This is a genomic window from Sphingorhabdus sp. (assembly GCF_044239045.1).
Lineage (GTDB): Bacteria > Pseudomonadota > Alphaproteobacteria > Sphingomonadales > Sphingomonadaceae > Sphingorhabdus_B.
The window spans coordinates 39,516-59,554 of record NZ_JBIICD010000015.1; the positions used below are offsets into that span (position 1 = coordinate 39,516).

Consider the following 20,039-nt stretch of genomic DNA (forward strand, 5'->3'; position numbering starts at 1 on the left):
AATATTGCAGTGGTGTCATGAAAGTGTAATATTCAAGCGAGGATAAGGGGAGATGCTATGAAGATGTTGTTATTAGGCGCTTTGGTCGTTGGAACTATTTCAGGGGCAGCGCAGGCTAAGTCGGACGAAGCTGGCGAAATTTCATACCCGAAGGGTTCGATAGGATATGAGGCGCTGATGCGCGGGGATAATGAGCACGCTGTCACTCAAATCATGTCCAATGCGCAGGTCAGCAAGCATGACCCTGCTAAGCTGCTTAATCTTGGCCGTGCCTACGCGCGAATTGGACGCACCGAACAAGCGGCTGGATATTTCAAGGCGGCGATGCAGACCCGTGATAGCGTCGACTTGGTTTTGGCCGATGGTCGCGTGATGAATTCTAAGGTTGCAGCGCGCGAGGCATATGCCAATCTGCAAACGCGGATTGCGACGCGCTAACTTATAGTAGCTGCAGTTTAAAATTTTGTCCTTAAAGAGCGGGCCAGCTTGGCTCGCTTTTTTCATTTTGGTTGGCACAAGCCAGCAGTATAGCAGCCGATCTGCTAACTGTCATATTACTGACGCAAAATATTCTCTCAACTGCAATCTTAAGCGCACACTCGTGTCACAGGTGGTCCTTAATCGCTACCTCGTCAACGGGTGGGGCCTCATGTTGATTCGTCGCTGGTCCGTTGCAAATGCCTATAATCGGGCAAGCCATTTTTGTTGCGGAGATTAAGAATGTTTGACCCTAAATTGCGCGGGATCGTATATGCTACAGCAGCAGCAGTCCTAGTCACTGGTTGTGGCGCAGACGATATCGCGTCGCCAGGTACTGGTGGTAACATCACCATCAATAACCCAGCTCCTCCTCCTCCTCCGCCACCTCCGCCGCCAGTTGCAACAGTCACCGCGGCAGGTGCTTGCCCATCGATCGCAGACCCACAAGGCCTGACGAACGCTGGAACTATTTCTGGGCCAACTGGCTCGTATCGCGTTTGCCAATTGCCTAACCTAATAAAGGTATCGAGCACTTTGCCAAAGCTTCCTGGCGTGCTTTATTCCATGAACGGCCGCGTCAACGTGGGTTGCGACGGCGGGTTTACGGCGCCAACAGCTGGATCGCCTGTAACTTCGACTACCATTGGTTGCGCCACGGCACTGACATCCGATACAAACGTGAATTTGACAATTGAACCGGGTGTCATTTTGTTTGGAGCCACAGGTCAGTCATGGTTGGTGGTCAACCGCGGCAATAAATTAACGGCCGAGGGCACGGCAACTCGCCCAATTATCTTCACAAGCCAAGACAACGTCGCTGGCTTCACAACTGACTCGTCGCAGGGTCAGTGGGGTGGCGTTGTCCTTCTTGGTCGCGGCATTACCACTGACTGTACTGCAGGAGGTACGGTGGCTGCAAACACTTGTGAGCGTAAAACTGAGGGTGCTCCAGACCTTGCAAACTTCGGCGGCAGGGACAACACTTACAATGCAGGCAAAATGAAATATGTCCAAATTCGTTATTCGGGCTTTTCGCTTGCGACGGGTAGTGAGCTGCAGGCATTGACTACAGGCAGCATTGGCTCAAATACCGAGCTCAACTATATTCAATCGCACAACAGTTCGGACGATGGTGCAGAATTCTTTGGCGGTGCAGTCAACATGAAATATTATGTTGCGACCGGCGCTGATGACGACAGCATCGACATCGACACAGGTGCGCAAGCCAATATCCAATTCGCTTTGCTTATCCAACGCGCTGGCAAGGGCGATGCTTTGATGGAAATGGATAGCAATGATAACGGTAGTGATACGCCACGCACCACCATCCGGATTGCCAATTTCGTTGGTTTGCAGTCGCTGTCTTCGGCGGACAATGATTCTGCCGCTCTAGCGTCTACGTTGTTTCGCGGTAACTCCGACACGACACTAATCAATGGTGTTATAGCTACTCCAAACAATGAATGTATTCGTATGGATGGTCGTTCTGCCGCAACCTTGACTGCTCGTTCGGTAGTTCTGCAATGTAATGCGGCTAAGTTCCTTGGAAGCACGGGCGGGACAACTAACTACACAGCTCAGCAAGTTGCTACCTTCTTTGGGTCCGGCTCGAATAACAATAATGATGCGTTTACGACGAGCTTCTCATCATTGTTCATTAATGGCGCGAATGAAACTGGGGTTCGTGCAACGGATCCAACTACGTTCAGTTCGACCTTTACTCTCACCGACTATATCGGTGCTGTGAAGGACGGTAGCGCTGCTTCTAGTTGGTACGCCGGTTGGACTTGCAATAGTGCCACCGCCACTTTGGGCACGAGCGTGACCGGTCTCTGCACGTCGCTGCCTACATACTAAGCTGCGAGCCATGATATGGGTGGAGCGCGGCCTAACCGGTCACGCTCCACCCTTTTTCAATCGGAAATAGGGAAATCCAATGTCGTATTCACTTAAGCGTGCAAGCTTGCTGCTTCTCACAACTGCGTTCGTCGCACCAAACATGGCACTAGCGCAAACAGCAGAGCCTACACCGGCAGAGGTTGAGCAATCGGCCGCCGTAGAAGCTGAACCCGCGGCAACGGAAGCAACCCAGCCTGAAGAAGATCTCGAGATATCTGCACCAGGTGGCGAGATTGTCGTTCGTGGCTATCTTGACCGTAATGTCGCAAAATCTTCTCCCCAAGTTGTGTCGGTCCTGTCGAGCGCAGATATTGCGCGTACGGGCGAAGGCAATATTGCTGGCGCATTGGGACGCGTAACCGGACTTAGTGTCGTTGGAAGCGGCTATGTATATGTTCGTGGTCTGGGCGATCGCTATTCGCTCGCGCTTTTAAACGGCTCGTCGCTTCCGAGCCCCGAGCCGCTCAAGCGCGTTGTTCCTCTGGATCTATTTCCGACCGGGGTGATTGCATCATCCCTTGTCCAAAAAAGCTATTCAGCAAATTATCCCGGTGAATTTGGCGGTGGCGTAATAAATCTTACCACCAAAGCGACACCACGTGATCCATTTTTCACAATCGGTGGCAGCGTGTCGGGAGATAGCGAGACCTCGGGGCGTTTAGGGTATACCTATTATGGTAGTTCTACCGATTGGTCTGGTTATACCAATGCAAACCGCGATTTGACCCCTGCACTGAATAGTTTCATTGCGAGTGGCGAACGGCTCAGCTCCGGCAATGTTAATGTGCAGGATGTGGGTAAAGGCGTTGTCACTGGCCGGAACGCTATTTTGCAAAGCGACACGAAGCTTCCTGTTAACGCATCATTGTCTTTTTCCGGCGGAAGAACATTTGATGTAGGTGCGTCACAACTAGGCTTCATCGCAGGTGGTGGCTTCAGCAACAAATGGTCGACGCGTGACACCATTCAGCAACGTTCGGTGAGTGCAGATATTTCGTCCGTTGACTCAGATTTCCACCAAGTCAGCACGGACCAACGCATCGTTGCCAATGGCCTGCTCGGTCTCGGATTTGAATTTGGCGAGAACAAGGTCCGTTGGACCAACCTTTATATCCACGATACCGTCAAGCAAGGCCGACTTAGCATTGGCAAGATAGACGAACGTCCGGCCGACATCATGCGCCAAAAAACGGCTTGGTATGAAAGGCAATTGTTCAATTCGCAGGTGGTTGGCGAATTTGAGCCGATGGCTGATTTGGACATCGACGTGCGTGCCGCATATGCAAAGTCGCAACGTGATGCACCTTATGAGCTTTCGACTGAATATGTCCGAACCAATTCGGCTTCTGACCCGACTGGTGCTTATTTCGTAAACGTGTTGAACCGTAACCGTGGCGATGCACGCGTAGTTTTCTCAAAATTGACTGAGGAGCTTCTCTCGGGCGGTGTCGACGTCAGCTACAAGCTGACGCCCGATGTAAGTTTTACAGTAGGCAGCAATTATACTGACACAGATCGCGTGAGTTCACGTCGTGAATTTTTCTATGACGCAAGTAATCTGCCCGCTGGCGTAGGAATGCTGCGCGCTGATCTCTTATTGCAGCCAGAAATTATCGATTTTTATGATATTGCTTTTCTCGAGGGCGATGAAGGTAATCCTGCGTTTTCCGCCATATTGCAGACATGGGCTGCCTATGGCAAAATGAACGCGCAATTGGGCGATAAGTTCAATATCGACGCAGGCGTTCGATGGGAAAAGGCGGAGCAGTCCGTCGTACCTATCCAGGTTTTTAAGATACCGGGTGCATCTGGTGCGGCGACAGAACTAATGCGGGAATATTGGTTGCCAGCGGCTACTATCACTGCTGATTTGACCGACCAGATAAAATTGCGGCTTAGCGGTTCCAAAACGATTGCCCGGCCTCAGTTCCGTGAATTGATTAACCAGCCTTTCTTCGATCCGGATACGAACCGCGGATATCGCGGAAACCCACTTTTGGTCGACAGCCAATTGTATAATGGTGAAGCACGGTTTGAGTATTATTTTGCGCCCGAGCAGCGCTTTTCCTTCTCTGGCTTTTACAAAAAGATAAAAAATCCGATTGAAGCTTTTGTTTCGAGCGATTCCATAACATCTTTTGCTAATGCACCAGAGGCTTCGCTTTATGGGGCTGAGATCGATGTACAGAAATATTTCGATTTAAGTAATTATAGCGGAAGCGATTTCTTTGCTACACGGCGGTTGGTGGTGGTTGCAAACTACACCTACACCAAGTCAAACATTAAAGTTAACGCGGACGATAAAACCGCGGTGTTTGGTGCTTTCTCCTCTATAGCTTCAGATTATTTCAAGGATGGTTCGCCGCTTACGGGACAATCGGATCATATAGTTAACTTCCAGGTCGGCATTGAGGACATGGATAAGCTCTCGCAGATGACGTTTTTGCTGACATATTCGAGTGATCGTGTCACCAGCCGAGGGATTAATGGCACTCCTGCGCAGCCAGATGTGATCGAGCGCCCAGGCTTCCGCCTTGATTTTGTAGCACGTCAGGGTTTGAAGCTGGCGGGACAAGAAGCAGATTTAAAGTTTGAATTGCGTAACTTGACCAAGACCAAATATAGCGAGTTCCAACAGTCAGGTGATAACCGGATTATTTATAACCAATACGACCCAGGTGTAAGCGCATCGATAGGTCTAAGCTTTAACTTTTAAGGTATTCACAGCCCCCTAACTCTCGGCGGCGCGTTGTCATCAACGTGCCGCTGTTGTTTTGTGCTAAATCCATGTGACAGGAATTGATGGTCACGAAACTGTCATTTTAACTTCACTTTTAGGTCACAACGGGGTCTTACTTCTCAGATCAACGGTAGAGTCGCCAAGGGGGGTATTGTGGTTGGATCATTGGCAGAAAGGGTTAGGGTGCAATTTCGCACGATAACTTCGTTGCCTATTGGCAATATCCTAATCGTTTTGATTGTTATCCTTCTGGCTGTTCAAGTGACGCGGCTTTTTTGGGTCGTTGTAACACCTGTTGGTCCGCTGGCTGGGTGGCGCGCGCCTTCGGTCAATCTTCTATCGCCATCGGCTCGGCTTACGCTTTTCAGCAGCTTTGATCCTTTTTATCGCACCGAAGCGTCCGTTGATACCACTCAAAATGTCACATCTTTAAGCCTGGTGTTGTTTGGCGTGCGTTCCAATGAAAGCTCGGGCGGTGGTTCCGCCATCATTGCCGGTGAAGATGGTATCCAGAATAGCTTTGCCGTGGGGGAAGAAGTTGCGCCGGGCGTAACGTTGGACGCCGTTGCTTTTGATCATGTGATTTTATCGCGCGGCGGGGTGAAAGAATCGCTGTATCTGGACCAGTCGGTGCCGGCTGAAACCGTTAGCCCATCCGGCGCTGCGTCGCAGGCCGCACCTGCTGCACCTGCCTCGGGCGGACTGAACGCTCAAACGCTGCAAAAGGCCATTGGCTTTGCCCCGCGTAATGAAGGCGGCAGGGTAACCGGCCTTGTCTTGAAAGCCCAAGACGACGGGACGATGCTTAAGCTCGCTGGATTTCAAGCAGGTGATGTCGTTGTTGCCGTCAATGGACGCCCCGTTTCATCAGCCACAGATGTCATTGCCCAATTTCGCCCTGGAGCCCGTATTAGCGTCGAAGTCGAACGCGGCGGCTCAAAGGTCCCCATCGCTCTAATTCTGGAACAATAGTGATCCGTAAATTCTCCTTATGGTTGGCGTGCAGCACGCTTGTTTTGACAACGCCAGTGACGGCGCAGCAGACATTAAACGTCCGCGACGCCGACATCCGCGCCTTTGTGCAGGACGCTGCGCGCGTGACGGGGCAAACGTTCATCGTCGATGGCCGCGTCAACGGTAAGGTGTCGGTTGTGACGGACAGGCCCTTGTCGCGTTCGGAATTTTTTGAAGTATTTTTGTCCACACTGCGCGCCAATGGCCTTGTTGCCATTCCCATGCGCGGCGGGGGATATCGCATTCAGCCTTCCGATGGTGCGGCAACGCAGCCAACGCGCGTCGGCAGCCGGGCCGAGTCTGCCAGCCAGTTTGTAACCGAAGTGTTCCGTTTACGCTCGATTGACGCAACAACGGCGGTGGAAACGCTTCGTCCCTTAATCAGCCGCGAAGGCTCTCTCACGGCGAACCGCAGCGCAAATAGCCTTGTAGTGGCGGATTATGCCGACAATATCCGCCGGATCCGCGATCTGATCCGCCAGATTGACCGTGATAGCGCCGCTACGCAGATTGTGACGCTGGACAATGCGGGTGCGCGTGAAATTGCGACGGCATTGCAAGGATTGGCCGGCCAAGGTGGCGGCGAAGGCGCGCGACCACCGGTGTCGATTGCTGCCATCGACAGCAGTAACGCAATTGCCTTGCGCGGCGAACCCAATTCGGTCGCGCGCTTTGCCGAAATGGCGAAACAATTAGATGCCCGTGCACAATCTGGCGCGGAAATCCGCGTCTATCGGCTTGAGCATGCGAACGCCGAAACTTTGTTGGAAACGGTCCAGTCGCTGATTGGCGGACAAAGCGGTGGCTCCCGAGGCAGTGACATGCCGTCCGTGGCTCCTGCTGCAAATGGCGCGACGCAGGCTGCTTCGTCCGCGCCAATCGTTGCGACAACTGGCGGAGGCACGAACAGCATTGGCGGACGCGGGCCTATTGTTGTGACGCGTTATGAAGGCACAAATGCCCTCATCGTCGCGGCCAATCCGGACGTGCAGCGCAGCTTGGGCGAATTGATCCGGCAATTGGATACTCGGCCTGAGCAAGTTCTGGTGGAAGCCATTGTGGTGGAAATCGGAAATGACGCCGCCAAAAAGCTTGGCGTGCAATTCCTCGTGGGGGGCAAAGATGCGCCGTTTGCTGCGACCAATTACTCCAACGCTTCGCCCAACATACTGACCATAGCAGGGGCCGTTGGGGCTGAGGAGCTGACACGCACGACGACCACGGTGAATGGTAACACCACTACTACCGCCACCAACAGCGCCTTGGGTGACAGCCTGCAAGAAGCCGCTGCGGCATCTATTTTGAGCGCGACGGGCGGATTTGGCGGCTTTGCGCTTGATATTGGTAACAATGCGATTTTTGGCACCATCATCAACGCAATTGCAGCGGACACGGAGTCCAACCTTTTGGCAACGCCGCACATTGTAACGCTTAACAACCAAAAGGCGAAGTTTCTGGTTGGCCAGGAAGTACCGGTCAGCACGGGTGAGCAATTGTCCGCAAACTTTGAAAACGCATTTCGTACCGTGCAGAGGCAGGAAGTCGGCATCAAGCTTGAGGTCACGCCGCAGGTGAACGCGCAAGGCGATGTGAAGCTTTTCCTCAAGCAAGAAGTATCGAGCGTTGCGGGCCCTGTGTCTTCGCGGTCGAACGATCTTGTCCTCAACAAACGTGAATTCGAGACAACGTTGACGGTCGGCGACGGGCAATTGTTGGCGATAGGTGGGCTGCTTAATGATGACGAACGCCGCACTATTGAGCGTATTCCATTACTGAGCGACATTCCCCTGATTGGTGAGCTGTTTAAGTCGCGCAGCCGCAGCCGCAGCAAAACCAACCTGATGGTGTTCATCCGGCCTACAATCTTGCGCAGCCGCGAAGATGGCGATCGTTTAACCGCGCGTCGTTATGATTATGTGCGCGATATGCAGAAGGTGCGTAACCCCGATATGGAGCCAAGCATCGATGAATTGTTGCGCGACTATATGGGCGCTAAGCCGCCAAGTGAACCAAAGGCGCAGGCGAACGACATTATGATCGGCGCAGACGGCAATCTGACGCGACAACCAGCAGCTGGTCCGCTCAAATCTGCGGATGTGCCTGCGAGCGCCATATCAACGCCCAGCGGGGATGGACAATAATGACCGATCCGCAGGGCGCGTTAGGACCACAAGGTGCAACTGGCGTCGAAGCAGGCGCTCCTCTCACCGGTGCCCAAATCACGCCAATGCTGGATTTGCCTTATGCCTTTGCCAAGGCGCACGGCCTGGTGTTGCGTCATGAGAGCAACGCGCGTTTAATTGTCGCGATGCGCGAAGGCGCGGATCCTCTGATGCTGCTCGAAGTGCGGCGCTATTTGGCGATGCCATTTGATGTAGAGATAGCTGATAACCAGACTTTCGACCGGTATCTGTCTGACCATTATGCCATGGACGGAAGTGCTGCCGCAATGGCAGGCTCAATCGGCAGTAACGACGGCGATTTGCTGTCCGATATGTTACCAAGCGCCGATGATTTGCTCGACAGCGCCGATGACGCGCCCGTTATCCGGTTGATTAACGGCATCATCGCAGAGGCTGTTCGGCAAGGTGTTTCGGATATTCATATCGAGCCTTATGAAACAGGCCTTGTGATCCGTATGCGCGCCGATGGCGTATTGCAGGAACGGCTTCGGCTCCCCGCCAACGTCGCGCCTGTTGTCGTTAGCCGTATTAAGGTCATGGCGCGTCTAGACATTGCGGAACGCCGCATTCCGCAAGATGGCCGCATTGGCCTGACGCTTGGCGGCAAGATGGTCGATGTTCGTGTGTCGACCTTACCCAGCCGAGCAGGGGAGCGCGTCGTCATGCGTATCCTCGACAACGAAAACGCTGGAATTTCGCTTGATCTGCTGGGCATGTCTGAAGAGACCCTTAAAATCTTGCGCGAAGCGTTGGCCGAACCCAATGGTATCATTCTGGTCACTGGCCCGACGGGTTCAGGTAAGACCACCACATTATATGCAGGCTTGAAGCGTCTGAATGATGGTTCCCGCAACATATTGACGGTGGAAGATCCTGTCGAATATGCCGTTGAAGGCATTGGCCAGACGCAGGTTAATGCGAAAGTAGGCATGACCTTCGCCGCGGGTTTGCGCGCGATTTTACGGCAGGATCCTGACGTCGTAATGGTCGGCGAAATCCGGGACCGTGAAACCGCTGATATTGCCGTGCAAGCGGCACTTACCGGCCATTTGGTGCTGACCACGGTGCACACCAATGATGCGCTGGGTGCCATTACCCGTATGCGCGATATGAAGGTTGAGCCTTTCTTGCTGGCATCGACCTTGCGCGCGGTCATCGCGCAGCGGCTTGTGCGCCGCCTGTGTCCGCATTGCCGCCAAACAGTTCAGGCCGATGGCAATGCCGCGTCGTTGCTTGGCTTTGACAAGGGCACGGCGGTTTATAAAGCCGTCGGCTGCCCTGAATGTAACAATAGCGGCTTTTTAGGCCGCATCGGTGTGTTTGAGGCTGTCCGTGTGGACGACACCATCCGCCGTTTGATCAATGATGGTGGCGATGAAGCCATATTGGCGCGCCATGCGTTTGTGAACCAACCCAATTTAAGCGCCGCAGCGCGTAAATTGGTGCGGAGCGGAGAGACCACGCCAGAGGAAGCTATTCGCATTTCACGCCGTGAAGACATCGTTGATGCCTGAATTTGCGTATCACGCGATCGACCCTGACGGGCGCGAGCGGCGCGGGCGGATATCTGCGGCCAATGATGAACTGGCACGCGAAGAATTGGTATCGAAAAAGCTCTATATTGTGAGCGTACAGCCAGCCGAAGCGAGCGTATCGGTCCTTGCCAATCTACCACTGAAACGGCAGCCACGGTTAAACGCCAAGCAGCTGACATTGTTCACGCGGCAATTGTCTTCCTTGGCGCAAGTATCACCCTTGGAAGAAGCTCTGCGGACAATTAGCAGGCAAAGCGAACAACCCCATGTACGCCAGATCTTGACGGGTGTTCACGCGGGCGTTGTTGAAGGCCAGCGATTGTCCGACGCTATGCGCCGCGAAAGCAACAGCTTCCCCCCCCTGTATCGCGCAATGATTGCTGCAGGGGAAGGCGCAGGCACGTTGCCGCTCATCACCGAACGGCTTGCTGTGCTGCTCGAACGGCAGGCGGAAATGCGGGGAAAGTTGATTGGCGCGCTCGCTTATCCGGCAATCTTGTCGCTTGTGGCGTTATTGGTCGTGATGGGTCTTATGGTGTCCGTCGTGCCGCGCGTCGTTGAACAATTCGACAATGTGGATCAACAATTACCGCTGATAACACGTATAGTGATTGGCATTTCGGCATTTTTGGCGAGTTATTATTGGGTGCTCATTATCCTCGCGGTGCTGGGCGCGTTGGTTTTTACGCAAGCGTTAAAACAGCCTGCTTTCCGTTTGGCGGTGGACCGCAATATCTTGCGAATTCCGGTACTTGGAAAGCTGTTGCGCAATCTGCATGCCGCACGAATGGCGCGGACACTAGCCACTATGGTTGCAAGCCGCTTGCCGTTGCTTGAGGGCTTGCGTCTGACGGGCGGCACCATTCGTAACAAGATTCTGTCGGCAGCTAATGACGAGATAGTGGAGACTGTGCGGAGTGGCGGCAGTCTGTCCGGTGCGATGCGTGCCAGCGGCGTTTTCCCGCCTTTGCTGGTGTATTTGACGGCAAGTGGCGAGAGCGCGGGGCAGTTGGATATTATGCTGGAGCGTGCTGCAGAATATCTGGAACGCGAATTTGATACCTTCACCAGCACCGCTTTGTCGCTGCTGGAACCCTTGATCATTGTCGCCATGGGCGGCGTGGTTGCGGTCATTATATTGGCAATATTGCTGCCTATTCTTCAACTTCAGAATCTTACGGGACTATAGAATATGCTCCGCTTATTTTTTAATCTTTTCACCGATACCAGCCGGGCACCAGCGAAGTTCCGCCGCAAGGCAGTGAAGGCGCAGCGCAACGGTTTTACCTTAGTTGAAATGATGGTGACTTTGTTTATTTTGGCGCTGCTGACGACGGTAGTGGCTATTAACGTGCTACCCAATCAGGACAAAGCCATGGTGCAAAAGGCACGGGCAGACATAGCCGTATTGGGACAGGCGATGGAAACCTATCGCCTTGATAATCTAACCTACCCGGACGCAGGTGCGGGTCTGCAGGCATTGGTTACGCCCCCGACAACGGGAATGCGCAGCGAAGGCTATATCAAGAAACTGCCTATGGACCCCTGGAACCGCCCTTATCAGTATAGCATGCCTGGAAAGAACGGCGCCTTTGATATCTATTCACTGGGTGCCGATGGCGCGCCTGGTGGTGAGAATGACAATGCCGACATCTACGGCGACTAAGCCGTCAGTCCCTAAAATCGTTCAGGATAATGCGCGCGGCTTCAGCTTAGTCGAGTTGATGGTCGTGTTGTTCATCATCGGCATAGCGAGCACAGCCGTTATTATGTCCGTTGGCTCGACCGAACGTGGCGTACGTGATGAGGCAGAGCAATTTGCCGCCCGCGTTGCTGCCTTGCGCGATAACGCCATATTGCAATCGCGCACCATGGCCGTCACGGTGCGTCCTTCGGGCTATGGTTTTGAAACGCGCAACAATGGGAACTGGGTTGCGTTGTCCGAGGCGCCATTTTCAACCACCGACTGGAAAAGTGGCACAACGGTTCAGATGCCCGGCGCGCGGCAATTGCGGGTCGCCTTCGACAGTACTGGCCTGCCGTCAAGCGCCGCCAATATTGCCATTAAGCGTGACAATGTAACGGTCACGCTAAAGCTCGCTGCAACTGGGGACATCCGCGTTGTCCGTTAAATCTGCATTGCCGCGCAATGGCTTCACGCTGTTGGAAATCATGGTTGCGCTGGCGATTTTCAGCCTCGCGGCCTTAGCTATGGTACGCCTGCAGGGATATTCTGTGCGTTCAACATCCAATTTGGGTGATAGCAATATGGCGTGGCAAGTGGCCCGAAACGTGGCCGTGGAAATATTGTCCAACCCAACGCCGCCAACGCTCGGCGAAACACGCGGCGAAGAATTAAACGGCGGTCAAAATTGGAAATGGACGGCTACAGCAAATTCCACCGATGACAGCCGCCTGGTAACTGTCGAAATTGATGTGGTCGGGACGGGTAATGCCGCACTGCGTAAGGCGCGCCTGACGGTTGCAAGGCCAGTTGAACAGTGACCCAGACGCGTCATTCTGAAGCAGGATTTACCCTGATTGAGTTGCTTGTTGCGCTTGCGATTTTTGCGCTCATTTCGGTAGCTGGCGTGATGCTCCTCCGTTCCGGTAGTGACACCCAAATTGCCGTGAAAAATCGGCTTGAAGAAATGGCATTGTCCAATCGCCTGACCAATAGCTTGGAAGGCGACCTAGCGCAGGCGATCGCGCGGCCTGTGCGAGATCAATCCGGTCAACCCGTCCCAGCCTTCACCCAAAATGAGGCAAGCGTCCCCGGGGCTCTATTTGGCTTTGTGCGGGCAGGGTGGTCCAACTTTGATGGGGCACCAAGGGCAGGGCTACAACGCGTGGCTTATGTATTGGATGGCGGCGGGCTCAAGCGTTTAAGTTGGCCGATGCTGGACGGAACAGCGCCTGCAGATGCGGCGGTCTTGTTAGAGAATGTAACGTCTGCAACGGTCGAATTTCGTGATGATACGGGAGCTTGGCGCGATGATTGGACTGCGGCCGATGCGGACGCTTTGCCGCGCGCCATCGCCTTAAACGTCAATATGGCGGGTAAGCCCGAGCAACGCATGCTTTTCCTGGTTGGACCACAAACACGCGTTCCACCGCCGAGCGTTGAAACAGGCGCCGCAGAATGAAGCCGCAAAAACCTTCAGAGCGCGGCGCGGCCTTGCTGTCTGTACTGCTGATGGTGGCGGTGCTGGCGGTGATTGCGGCAACGACGCTTGATCGCCTTAGTTTATCGAACAGATTGTCCGGCAATGGCAACGCGCTGGCGCAGGCGCGGATGTTTACATACGCGACGGAGGCGATTGCGTCTGCGCGTATTGAGGATCTGGTGGCACGCGATGCCGCGCAAACGACATTAGCGGGGGATTGGTTGGGCAAGCCGCAGACTATTCCCATTCCGATAGGGTCTGCCACCGCTTCGGTGCGCGATGCTGGTAACTGCTTCAATCTGAACAGTTTGGTAACTGAAACGGGTGGCCAATATGTTGCGAGTGCAGCTGGGCAAGAACAGATGATATCGTTAATGGTCGGGTTGGGCATCAACGAAAACACCGCGCGCATTATTGCAGCGGCGAGCGCCGATTGGGCGGATAGCAATGTCATGCCTTTGCCAAATGGCGTGGAGGATGATGGCTATCGCTCTCTCGCAACGCCGTATCTTGCGGCGAACGGGCTGTATGCGCATCCAAGCGAGTTGCGCGCGGTGAACGGGGTGACCCCTGCCATCTATGCGAAGTTGCAGGATTGGATCTGCGCGCTGCCCGATCCCGTTTTATCGCCGTTGAATGTTAACACCTTGCTACCCGAACAAGCACCATTGCTGGCGATGCTTTTTCCGCCAGGAAAAATGAATTTGACCTTAGCGCGCAGCTATCTCGCCAAGAGGCCGTCGAGCGGCTATGGAAGCCTCATTCGATTCTGGGCGGCACCTGAAATTGCCGCGCTGCAACCGTCTTCTCTGGTTCAAGGGCAGGTAAAACTGACAAGCAATTACTTCCTTTTGAGCACAATAGTATCATTTGGCGAACTCAAGCTTGCCGGACAGTCGATGATTGTCGCGTCCCCTGCGCCTGCGCGCGTTGTCTGGCGCAGTTGGGGGGAAGAGGAATGACATTGGTCATTACACGTTTCCCGACGTCTGAGCTGGATGATCCAATTGTTTTTCGGGTCATCGAGGGCGTTTGGCAGGATGCAGGTGCGCTTTCCCATTTCGAGCCGGCGGTTGACGACCGGACTGTGATGGCAGTTGTCGCGCCGGAGGACGTGCGGTGTCATTGGTTCACTCTACCCGATGTGCAAGGGCGTCAGGCCGAAAGCATTGCGAAGCTGCGTGCAACCGAACAATCGCTGGGCCTCGTGCATTGCAGCGCCGGTGCAGATTATGACGACATGGTGGCAACAGCAACAATCGCGCCTGAGGTTATGCAGCGCGGGTTAGATAGGCTTGCCGTGCAGGGGTTAAACCCTGACATCGTTCTGCCCTTTGCTTTGTCGCTGGCTATCCAATCAGATGGCGTATTCCTGGCAGAAATGGACAGCCTGTCCGTCGTGCGCGGTGCACAATTTGCGATCCCGGATGACGCCGTGTTGCGCGATCTATTCATTGGCGACGCGCCTATCGAAACGATTGATGCCGACACGCTTCAGTCCATGCTACTTTCCGCGAGCGCCGCGCCATTGCTGAACTTGCGTGAAGGCGTGTTCGCAAAACGGGAACGGGCAGCTTGGATAACCCCAGAGCAAAAGTTTTGGGTGCGGCGGCTTTTGACTGCGCTTGTTGTCGTGACAATGCTGCTCGCCCTTGCGACTTTAACGAAATACTGGATTGCAACTGCATCTGAAAACAACACCGCCTTGGCTGCGGCACAAAAAATTGATCCAGCCATTCAAGATATTGATCAGGCCGAGAGCATGCTGACCGCGTCGCTTAATCGTCAGGGTAAAACGCAAGGTAGCTTTGCGTCCCTATCTGCCGCCTTGTGGCGCAGTGTAAAGGCTTCGCCGAATGTGTCCGTGCGGGAATTACGATACACGCCGGACGGCATTTTGACTGTGGTTTTGGCCGCTCCCACGGCGGATAACATCAACAAAGCACTTGTCACTATTCAGCAGGACGGATTCCGCATTACGGCAACACCCCGTCAAGACACGACTGGCGCGACTTTGGTCGACATGACAGTGAGGATGCCATGATAGCGGCAATTGGCATATGGTTTGCGGCCCTAACCCGGCGCGAGCAATGGCTTCTCGGAACGGCGGGCGTGCTCACCGCTCTTGTGGTGGCCATTTTTGGAATTTTAATGCCCATATTGTCGACCATTGATCAGGCAAGACTTGATCATGAAGAGGCGGTCCAGCGGCGCGGGCGGATAATCGCTTCGGTGGATGCAGCGCAGCAGCAGACGGGACCGCGTTCCACAGCAACGGCGGATATTGACATGTTGATAACGCAAAGTGCAGCAGAAAAGGGATTTGATCTCGTTAAATCGGGCAATGGCGCCCCAGGTCAAATAAGTTTCCGCATTGATCAAGCGCGGGCGCCCGCATTGCTTTCGTGGTTGACTGAGCTTGAGGGTCAGAATGTTGCGGTGCGCGCCGTAACATTGCGTCCGGGCGCAAACAGCACCGTAACGGTGGATGCGCAGTTGCAGATGAGCGCTCCATGAAACGGCGCTTTGCGATTGCTTCGGTCGCAGCATTGGCTGTTGCTGTGATAATATTCATGCCCTTGCGGACAATAGTCGCGGGTGACGGGGTAACGGCCCGTAAAGTTGATGGCATAATTTGGGACGGGTCTATCCGCGACTTGCGCCTTGGCAAATTGCCCGTGGGCGACGTGAATGCACGTTTATTGTTCGTCCCGCTGTTTATGGGCCGTGCAGAAATATTGTTGTCACGGGGCAATGCACAATTTGTGCCCGGCATAAGCGGGTCTGTATCTCGTGGCTTAAATGGTGTGTCGGTTAACAACCTTTCCGCAACCTTGCCAGTGGGCACGCTGTTTGCGCCGTTTCCGGCTGAGAATATCCAATTTGAAGGCGTTTCCGCGCGTTTTGCCGCTGGCCGCTGCATGGAAGCAAGCGGGCAAGTCCGACTGACTTTGTCGGACACTATGCCAGGATTAAATTTACAGAATGGTATGCTGGGCCAACCCCGTTGCGATGGGGCACAGTTATTGCTGCCATTGGTCAGCCAATCCGCGATGGAACGCGCGGACATAAGGTTGTCGGCAGATGGCTCCTACACCGTGACCGCTATGCTTAACGGCGACAGAGGTGACCAAGCGGCTGCGTTGAACCTCGCTGGATTTCGTTCCGTCGCGGGCGGTTACCGCCTGGTCCAAAAGGGTCGGTTCTGAGCGACGTTCTGTTACATTTTCGCGATGCCATTACGGCAATGCCGTCCTGGTTTTTGCCTTTAAATCTTGCGCTATTGGGCGCCGTTTGGGGCAGTTTTATCGCTGCATTATGCAGCCGATGGCCCAATGGCGAAAGCATCAGTACGGGTCGTTCGCGGTGCGGCGAATGCGCCAGCAATATTGCCGTCTATGATTTGATTCCTATTATCTCTTTCGTCCTTCTCAAAGGAAAATGCAGGGCTTGCGGAGAGAAAATCGGAGCTATGCCTCTAATTGTTGAAGTTGTGGCTATATTAGTTGGCACCTTTCCTATCCTGTTTTTGCAGCCAACTCAGGCGATTGGGGCGGCTGTTTTTGGTTGGTTATTGCTCCCGCTTGTTGTCCTGGATTGGCGACATTTCTGGCTACCTGATCGCTTACTTATCCTGCTGGCAATCGCTGGACCTTTGGCGGGATTGCTGCTGAATCCATCAGTCACTTGGTTCGATCGAGGCGTGGGGATGGTCGCAGGGTTTGCTTCATTGGAAGCTATTCGTGTCGGCTTTAAACGATGGCGCGGATATGAAGGCATGGGCGGCGGGGACCCGAAGCTCTTTGGCGCTTTAGGAATATGGGTCGGATGGCAGGCGCTGCCGATGATATTGCTGGGCGCTAGTGCTATTGGTTTGTGCCTCATTTTAGTGACACGGACAACGCTCACCCAGTCTCGTAATTTATTGCCATTTGGGAGCTATCTTTGTGGCGCGGCATATCTATTTGCCATGTTGGCGTGATTATTGGGATAGTCTACGCACATTACAAGGAACTATGGAGAGCTAAATGTCTGACGTTTATCCCGTACCCGCGGACTGGGCGAAAAAAGCATTTGTGACTGCATCAGGCTATGAAGATGCTTATGCGCAATCCATACGCGATCCGGATGCATTCTGGCGCGAAGAGGCAAAGCGGCTCGACTGGATGACGCCCTTTACCAAAGTGAAAAATACGAGTTTTCACGAAGCCGATTTTGGCATCAAATGGTTTGAGGATGGGGCGTTGAACGTTTCCGCCAACTGCATCGATCGCCATTTGCCGGAACGCAAAGATGATATTGCGATCATCTGGGAAGGTGACGATCCGTCGCAGCAACGGCGGATCACTTTTGGCGAGCTGCATGCCGAGGTGTGCCTCATGGCCAACGCTTTGAAAGCATTAGGCGCACAAAAGGGCGACCGCATCACCATCTATATGCCGATGATACCCGAAGCGGCGATGGCTATGCTCGCCTGCACGCGTATTGGGGCCATCCATTCCATAGTCTTTGGTGGCTTTTCACCTGAAGCCTTGGCAGGACGCATTCAGGATTGCGATTCCAACATTGTCATCACCGCCGATGCCGGCATGCGCGGTGGGAAGCTGGTGCCGTTGAAACAGAATGTCGACGCCGCGCTGATGCATTGCGCGTCGGTCAAGGCCTGCCTTGTGGTGCGTCATGTCGGAAACGACATTGATATGCTGGGCGCGCGGGATGTCTGGTACCATGATGTCCGTGCAACAGTCCCAAGTGATTGCGCGCCTGAAATCATGGGCGCAGAAGACCCGCTTTTCATTTTATACACGTCGGGCTCCACCGGAAAACCAAAGGGCGTATTGCATACGACTGGCGGCTATCTGGTATGGGCAACGATGACGCATCATTATGTGTTCAACTACACGCCTGGCGAAATATATTGGTGCGCTGCCGACATTGGCTGGGTTACCGGCCATAGCTATGTCGTTTATGGCCCGCTCGCTAATGGTGCGACGACCGTTATGTTTGAAGGGGTTCCCAATTATCCCGACCACAGCCGGTTCTGGCAAATCGTTGATCGCCATAAGGTTAATATTTTCTACGGCGCGCCTACGGCCTTGCGATCGTTGATGCGTGAAGGCGATGATTGGGTGAAAAAAACCTCACGCAGTTCATTGCGTTTGTTGGGCTCGGTCGGGGAACCGATCAATCCAGAAGCATGGGAATGGTATTATCATGTCGTGGGCGAGGGCCGCTGCCCCATTGTCGACACCTATTGGCAGACCGAAACGGGCGCGACGATGATGACGCCTTTACCGGGCGCGCATGCGTTGAAACCGGGTGCGGCATCAAAACCGATGTTTGGTGTGCAACCGGTGCTTGTCGACGGCGAAGGTAAGCTGTTGGAAGGCGCGACGGACGGCAATTTGTGCATGATCGACAGCTGGCCGGGGCAGATGCGCACGGTGTGGGGCGATCATGATAGGTTTTTCCAAACTTATTTTACCACCTATCCCGGCAAATATTTCACGGGCGATGGATGTCGGCGCGATGTCGACGGTGATTATTGGATTACGGGGCGGGTTGACGACGTGATCAATGTGTCGGGTCACCGTATGGGCACGGCCGAAGTCGAAAGCGCGCTCGTCGCCCATGCCAAAGTCGCCGAAGCGGCGGTGGTGGGTTTTCCACACGACATTAAAGGGCAGGGCATTTACGCCTATGTTACGCTCAATGCGAATGAGGAGGAGTCTGCGGACATACGGGCTGATCTCATCAAATGGGTGCGCCATGAAATCGGACCGATCGCAACGCCAGATGTCATTCATTTTGCGCCGGGTTTACCGAAAACACGATCGGGAAAAATCATGCGCCGGATATTGCGCAAAATTGCCGAAGGGGATGTGTCCAATTTAGGCGATATCTCGACCTTGGCTGATCCATCGGTCGTGGACAATTTGGTGCAGTCACGGTCAACCGCGTTATAAAGGGCAACATCCAGATCGCGGGTGACCATCCGCTGTTCTGTCGGGCCTTGCCTATGGCGATAATATGCGTAGGCAAAGCTCCGTCACTGCTTGATACGCATGTCATTATATGACACGCGTGGTCGCAAGATTTGTTTCAGGGGGAATGGCTATGAAAGTCTTGCGCACGCCAGAGGCTGCATTTGAGGGCGTAACTGATTATCCGTTTGCGCCACATTATCTCGACGTCACTGATGCACTGTCAAGCGCGAACTTACGTGTACATTATATTGACGAAGGGCCGCGTGACGCACCTGTGGTGTTGATGATGCATGGGGAACCGAGCTGGTCCTATCTGTATCGTAAGATGGTTGCGCCCGTGGTCGCCGCCGGTTTTCGTGTCGTTGCGCCGGACTTGATTGGCTTTGGTAAATCGGACAAGCCAGCGGCGCAAAGCGATTATAGCTATGCCCGCCATGTGGCGTGGATGCGCAGCTGGGTTGAGCAGTTGGACCTGCAGAATGTCACCTTGGCATGTCAGGATTGGGGGTCGTTGGTTGGCCTTCGATTGGTGGCAGAAATGCCCGACCGTTTTGCGGGTGTCGCTTTGTCCAATGGTGGCTTGCCTGAGGGCGGCGACGCCCCGCGCGCATTTGCGATTTGGCGAGCCTTTTCGAAATGGAGCCCGGTGTTTCCGATTGGTAAAATTGTGAGTGCAGGAACCAAGCGCGGGCTCTCACCAGAAGAGATTGCGGCTTATGACGCGCCGTTCCCGAATTCTTCCTTCAAGGCAGGCGCGCGGATTTTTCCAAGCTTTGTACCTTTTGAAAACAATGTTGCGGTACCGGACCAGAAACGGGCTTGGCAAGTTTTCGACACATGGGAAAAGCCGTTCCTCTGCTGCTTTTCTGATCAAGACCGCATTACTCGTGGCGGGGAAAGTCGTTTTATAGGCCGCGTACCCGGCACATCTGGTCAAAATCACCGCAGCTTGCATGGCGGGCATTTTATTCAGGAGGATGATCCTGAGGGCTTTGTTGCCTGTATCTTGGAGGTAGCCCGCGCCTAGTAATTCG

18 protein-coding genes are annotated in these 20,039 nt (G+C 54.0%); all 18 read left to right on the forward strand.

The genetic code is table 11. The features are described 5' to 3' along the window. The first annotated feature begins 57 nt into the window (after nt 1-57). The 18 genes from ACILP4_RS07480 (at nt 58) to ACILP4_RS07565 (ending at nt 20,032) form a co-directional block, all read left to right on the forward strand. Nucleotides 58-438 (forward strand): tetratricopeptide repeat protein, encoded by a 381-nt coding sequence (locus ACILP4_RS07480; protein WP_395620109.1) that lies wholly within the window; start codon nt 58-60, stop codon nt 436-438. 606 nt (nt 439-1,044) lie between these two features. Beyond that, nucleotides 1,045-2,337 carry a hypothetical protein gene (locus ACILP4_RS07485; RefSeq protein WP_395620110.1) on the forward strand — a complete coding sequence of 431 codons (1,293 nt, stop codon included), beginning with the start codon at nt 1,045-1,047 and terminating at the stop codon, nt 2,335-2,337. A gap of 79 nt (nt 2,338-2,416) precedes the next feature. Further along, complete coding sequence (locus ACILP4_RS07490) at nt 2,417-5,095, forward strand: TonB-dependent receptor domain-containing protein (protein WP_395620111.1); 2,679 nt, start codon at nt 2,417-2,419, stop codon at nt 5,093-5,095. A 207-nt stretch (nt 5,096-5,302) separates the two neighbouring features. Next, on the forward strand, nt 5,303-6,091 hold the full coding sequence (locus ACILP4_RS07495) for a type II secretion system protein N (protein WP_395620112.1): 789 nt from the start codon (nt 5,303-5,305) through the stop codon (nt 6,089-6,091). After that, complete coding sequence (gspD, locus tag ACILP4_RS07500; protein ID WP_395620113.1) at nt 6,091-8,274, forward strand: type II secretion system secretin GspD; 2,184 nt, start codon at nt 6,091-6,093, stop codon at nt 8,272-8,274. Before ACILP4_RS07495 ends, gspD begins: the two co-directional genes overlap by 1 nt. Nucleotides 8,275-8,360: 86 nt before the next feature. Continuing rightward, nucleotides 8,361-9,830 carry a type II secretion system ATPase GspE gene (gene gspE, locus ACILP4_RS07505; protein ID WP_395620137.1) on the forward strand — a complete coding sequence of 490 codons (1,470 nt, stop codon included), beginning with the start codon at nt 8,361-8,363 and terminating at the stop codon, nt 9,828-9,830. Next, entirely contained in the window at nt 9,823-11,040 is a 1,218-nt protein-coding gene (gene gspF / locus ACILP4_RS07510; protein ID WP_395620114.1) for a type II secretion system inner membrane protein GspF, read from the forward strand. The genes gspE and gspF overlap by 8 nt, the downstream gene beginning before the upstream one ends. A 3-nt stretch (nt 11,041-11,043) precedes the next feature. Beyond that, nucleotides 11,044-11,517 carry a type II secretion system major pseudopilin GspG gene (gene gspG / locus ACILP4_RS07515; protein WP_395620115.1) on the forward strand — a complete coding sequence of 158 codons (474 nt, stop codon included), beginning with the start codon at nt 11,044-11,046 and terminating at the stop codon, nt 11,515-11,517. Then, nucleotides 11,489-11,983, forward strand: a complete 495-nt coding sequence (locus ACILP4_RS07520) for a GspH/FimT family pseudopilin (RefSeq protein WP_395620116.1) — start codon at nt 11,489-11,491, stop codon at nt 11,981-11,983. The genes gspG and ACILP4_RS07520 overlap by 29 nt, the downstream gene beginning before the upstream one ends. Continuing rightward, nucleotides 11,973-12,356 (forward strand): type II secretion system minor pseudopilin GspI, encoded by a 384-nt coding sequence (gspI, locus tag ACILP4_RS07525; RefSeq protein WP_395620117.1) that lies wholly within the window; start codon nt 11,973-11,975, stop codon nt 12,354-12,356. Before ACILP4_RS07520 ends, gspI begins: the two co-directional genes overlap by 11 nt. After that, nucleotides 12,353-12,997 (forward strand): type II secretion system minor pseudopilin GspJ, encoded by a 645-nt coding sequence (gspJ, locus tag ACILP4_RS07530; RefSeq protein WP_395620118.1) that lies wholly within the window; start codon nt 12,353-12,355, stop codon nt 12,995-12,997. The genes gspI and gspJ overlap by 4 nt, the downstream gene beginning before the upstream one ends. Then, complete coding sequence (gspK, locus tag ACILP4_RS07535) at nt 12,994-13,980, forward strand: type II secretion system minor pseudopilin GspK (protein WP_395620119.1); 987 nt, start codon at nt 12,994-12,996, stop codon at nt 13,978-13,980. The genes gspJ and gspK overlap by 4 nt, the downstream gene beginning before the upstream one ends. Then, on the forward strand, nt 13,977-15,062 hold the full coding sequence (gspL, locus tag ACILP4_RS07540) for a type II secretion system protein GspL (RefSeq protein ID WP_395620120.1): 1,086 nt from the start codon (nt 13,977-13,979) through the stop codon (nt 15,060-15,062). The genes gspK and gspL overlap by 4 nt, the downstream gene beginning before the upstream one ends. Continuing rightward, a complete protein-coding gene (gene gspM / locus ACILP4_RS07545; protein ID WP_395620121.1) occupies nt 15,059-15,535 on the forward strand; it encodes a type II secretion system protein GspM in 477 nt (158 codons plus the stop codon). Before gspL ends, gspM begins: the two co-directional genes overlap by 4 nt. Then, on the forward strand, nt 15,532-16,227 hold the full coding sequence (gene gspN / locus ACILP4_RS07550) for a type II secretion system protein N (protein WP_395620122.1): 696 nt from the start codon (nt 15,532-15,534) through the stop codon (nt 16,225-16,227). Before gspM ends, gspN begins: the two co-directional genes overlap by 4 nt. 38 nt (nt 16,228-16,265) lie before the next feature. Beyond that, nucleotides 16,266-17,000 carry a prepilin peptidase gene (locus ACILP4_RS07555; RefSeq protein ID WP_395620123.1) on the forward strand — a complete coding sequence of 245 codons (735 nt, stop codon included), beginning with the start codon at nt 16,266-16,268 and terminating at the stop codon, nt 16,998-17,000. Between the two features lie 46 nt (nt 17,001-17,046). Continuing rightward, nucleotides 17,047-18,984, forward strand: a complete 1,938-nt coding sequence (gene acs, locus ACILP4_RS07560; RefSeq protein ID WP_395620124.1) for an acetate--CoA ligase — start codon at nt 17,047-17,049, stop codon at nt 18,982-18,984. Between the two features lie 151 nt (nt 18,985-19,135). Then, nucleotides 19,136-20,032 carry a haloalkane dehalogenase gene (locus tag ACILP4_RS07565; RefSeq protein ID WP_395620125.1) on the forward strand — a complete coding sequence of 299 codons (897 nt, stop codon included), beginning with the start codon at nt 19,136-19,138 and terminating at the stop codon, nt 20,030-20,032. The last annotated feature ends 7 nt before the right edge of the window (nt 20,033-20,039 follow it).

What these genes read in the sequence shown, in the direction of transcription:
- ACILP4_RS07480 (WP_395620109.1), top strand. Translation starts at nt 58, where the DNA reads ATGAAGATGTTGTTATTAGGCGCTTTGGTCGTTGGAACTATTTCAGGG.
- ACILP4_RS07485 (WP_395620110.1), top strand. Translation starts at nt 1,045, where the DNA reads ATGAACGGCCGCGTCAACGTGGGTTGCGACGGCGGGTTTACGGCGCCA.
- ACILP4_RS07490 (WP_395620111.1), top strand. Translation starts at nt 2,417, where the DNA reads ATGTCGTATTCACTTAAGCGTGCAAGCTTGCTGCTTCTCACAACTGCG.
- gspE (WP_395620137.1), top strand. Translation starts at nt 8,361, where the DNA reads ATGCTGGATTTGCCTTATGCCTTTGCCAAGGCGCACGGCCTGGTGTTG.
- gspF (WP_395620114.1), top strand. Translation starts at nt 9,823, where the DNA reads ATGCCTGAATTTGCGTATCACGCGATCGACCCTGACGGGCGCGAGCGG.
- gspG (WP_395620115.1), top strand. Translation starts at nt 11,044, where the DNA reads ATGCTCCGCTTATTTTTTAATCTTTTCACCGATACCAGCCGGGCACCA.
- ACILP4_RS07520 (WP_395620116.1), top strand. Translation starts at nt 11,489, where the DNA reads ATGACAATGCCGACATCTACGGCGACTAAGCCGTCAGTCCCTAAAATC.
- gspK (WP_395620119.1), top strand. Translation starts at nt 12,994, where the DNA reads ATGAAGCCGCAAAAACCTTCAGAGCGCGGCGCGGCCTTGCTGTCTGTA.
- gspL (WP_395620120.1), top strand. Translation starts at nt 13,977, where the DNA reads ATGACATTGGTCATTACACGTTTCCCGACGTCTGAGCTGGATGATCCA.
- gspM (WP_395620121.1), top strand. Translation starts at nt 15,059, where the DNA reads ATGATAGCGGCAATTGGCATATGGTTTGCGGCCCTAACCCGGCGCGAG.
- gspN (WP_395620122.1), top strand. Translation starts at nt 15,532, where the DNA reads ATGAAACGGCGCTTTGCGATTGCTTCGGTCGCAGCATTGGCTGTTGCT.
- ACILP4_RS07555 (WP_395620123.1), top strand. Translation starts at nt 16,266, where the DNA reads ATGCCGTCCTGGTTTTTGCCTTTAAATCTTGCGCTATTGGGCGCCGTT.
- acs (WP_395620124.1), top strand. Translation starts at nt 17,047, where the DNA reads ATGTCTGACGTTTATCCCGTACCCGCGGACTGGGCGAAAAAAGCATTT.
- ACILP4_RS07565 (WP_395620125.1), top strand. Translation starts at nt 19,136, where the DNA reads ATGAAAGTCTTGCGCACGCCAGAGGCTGCATTTGAGGGCGTAACTGAT.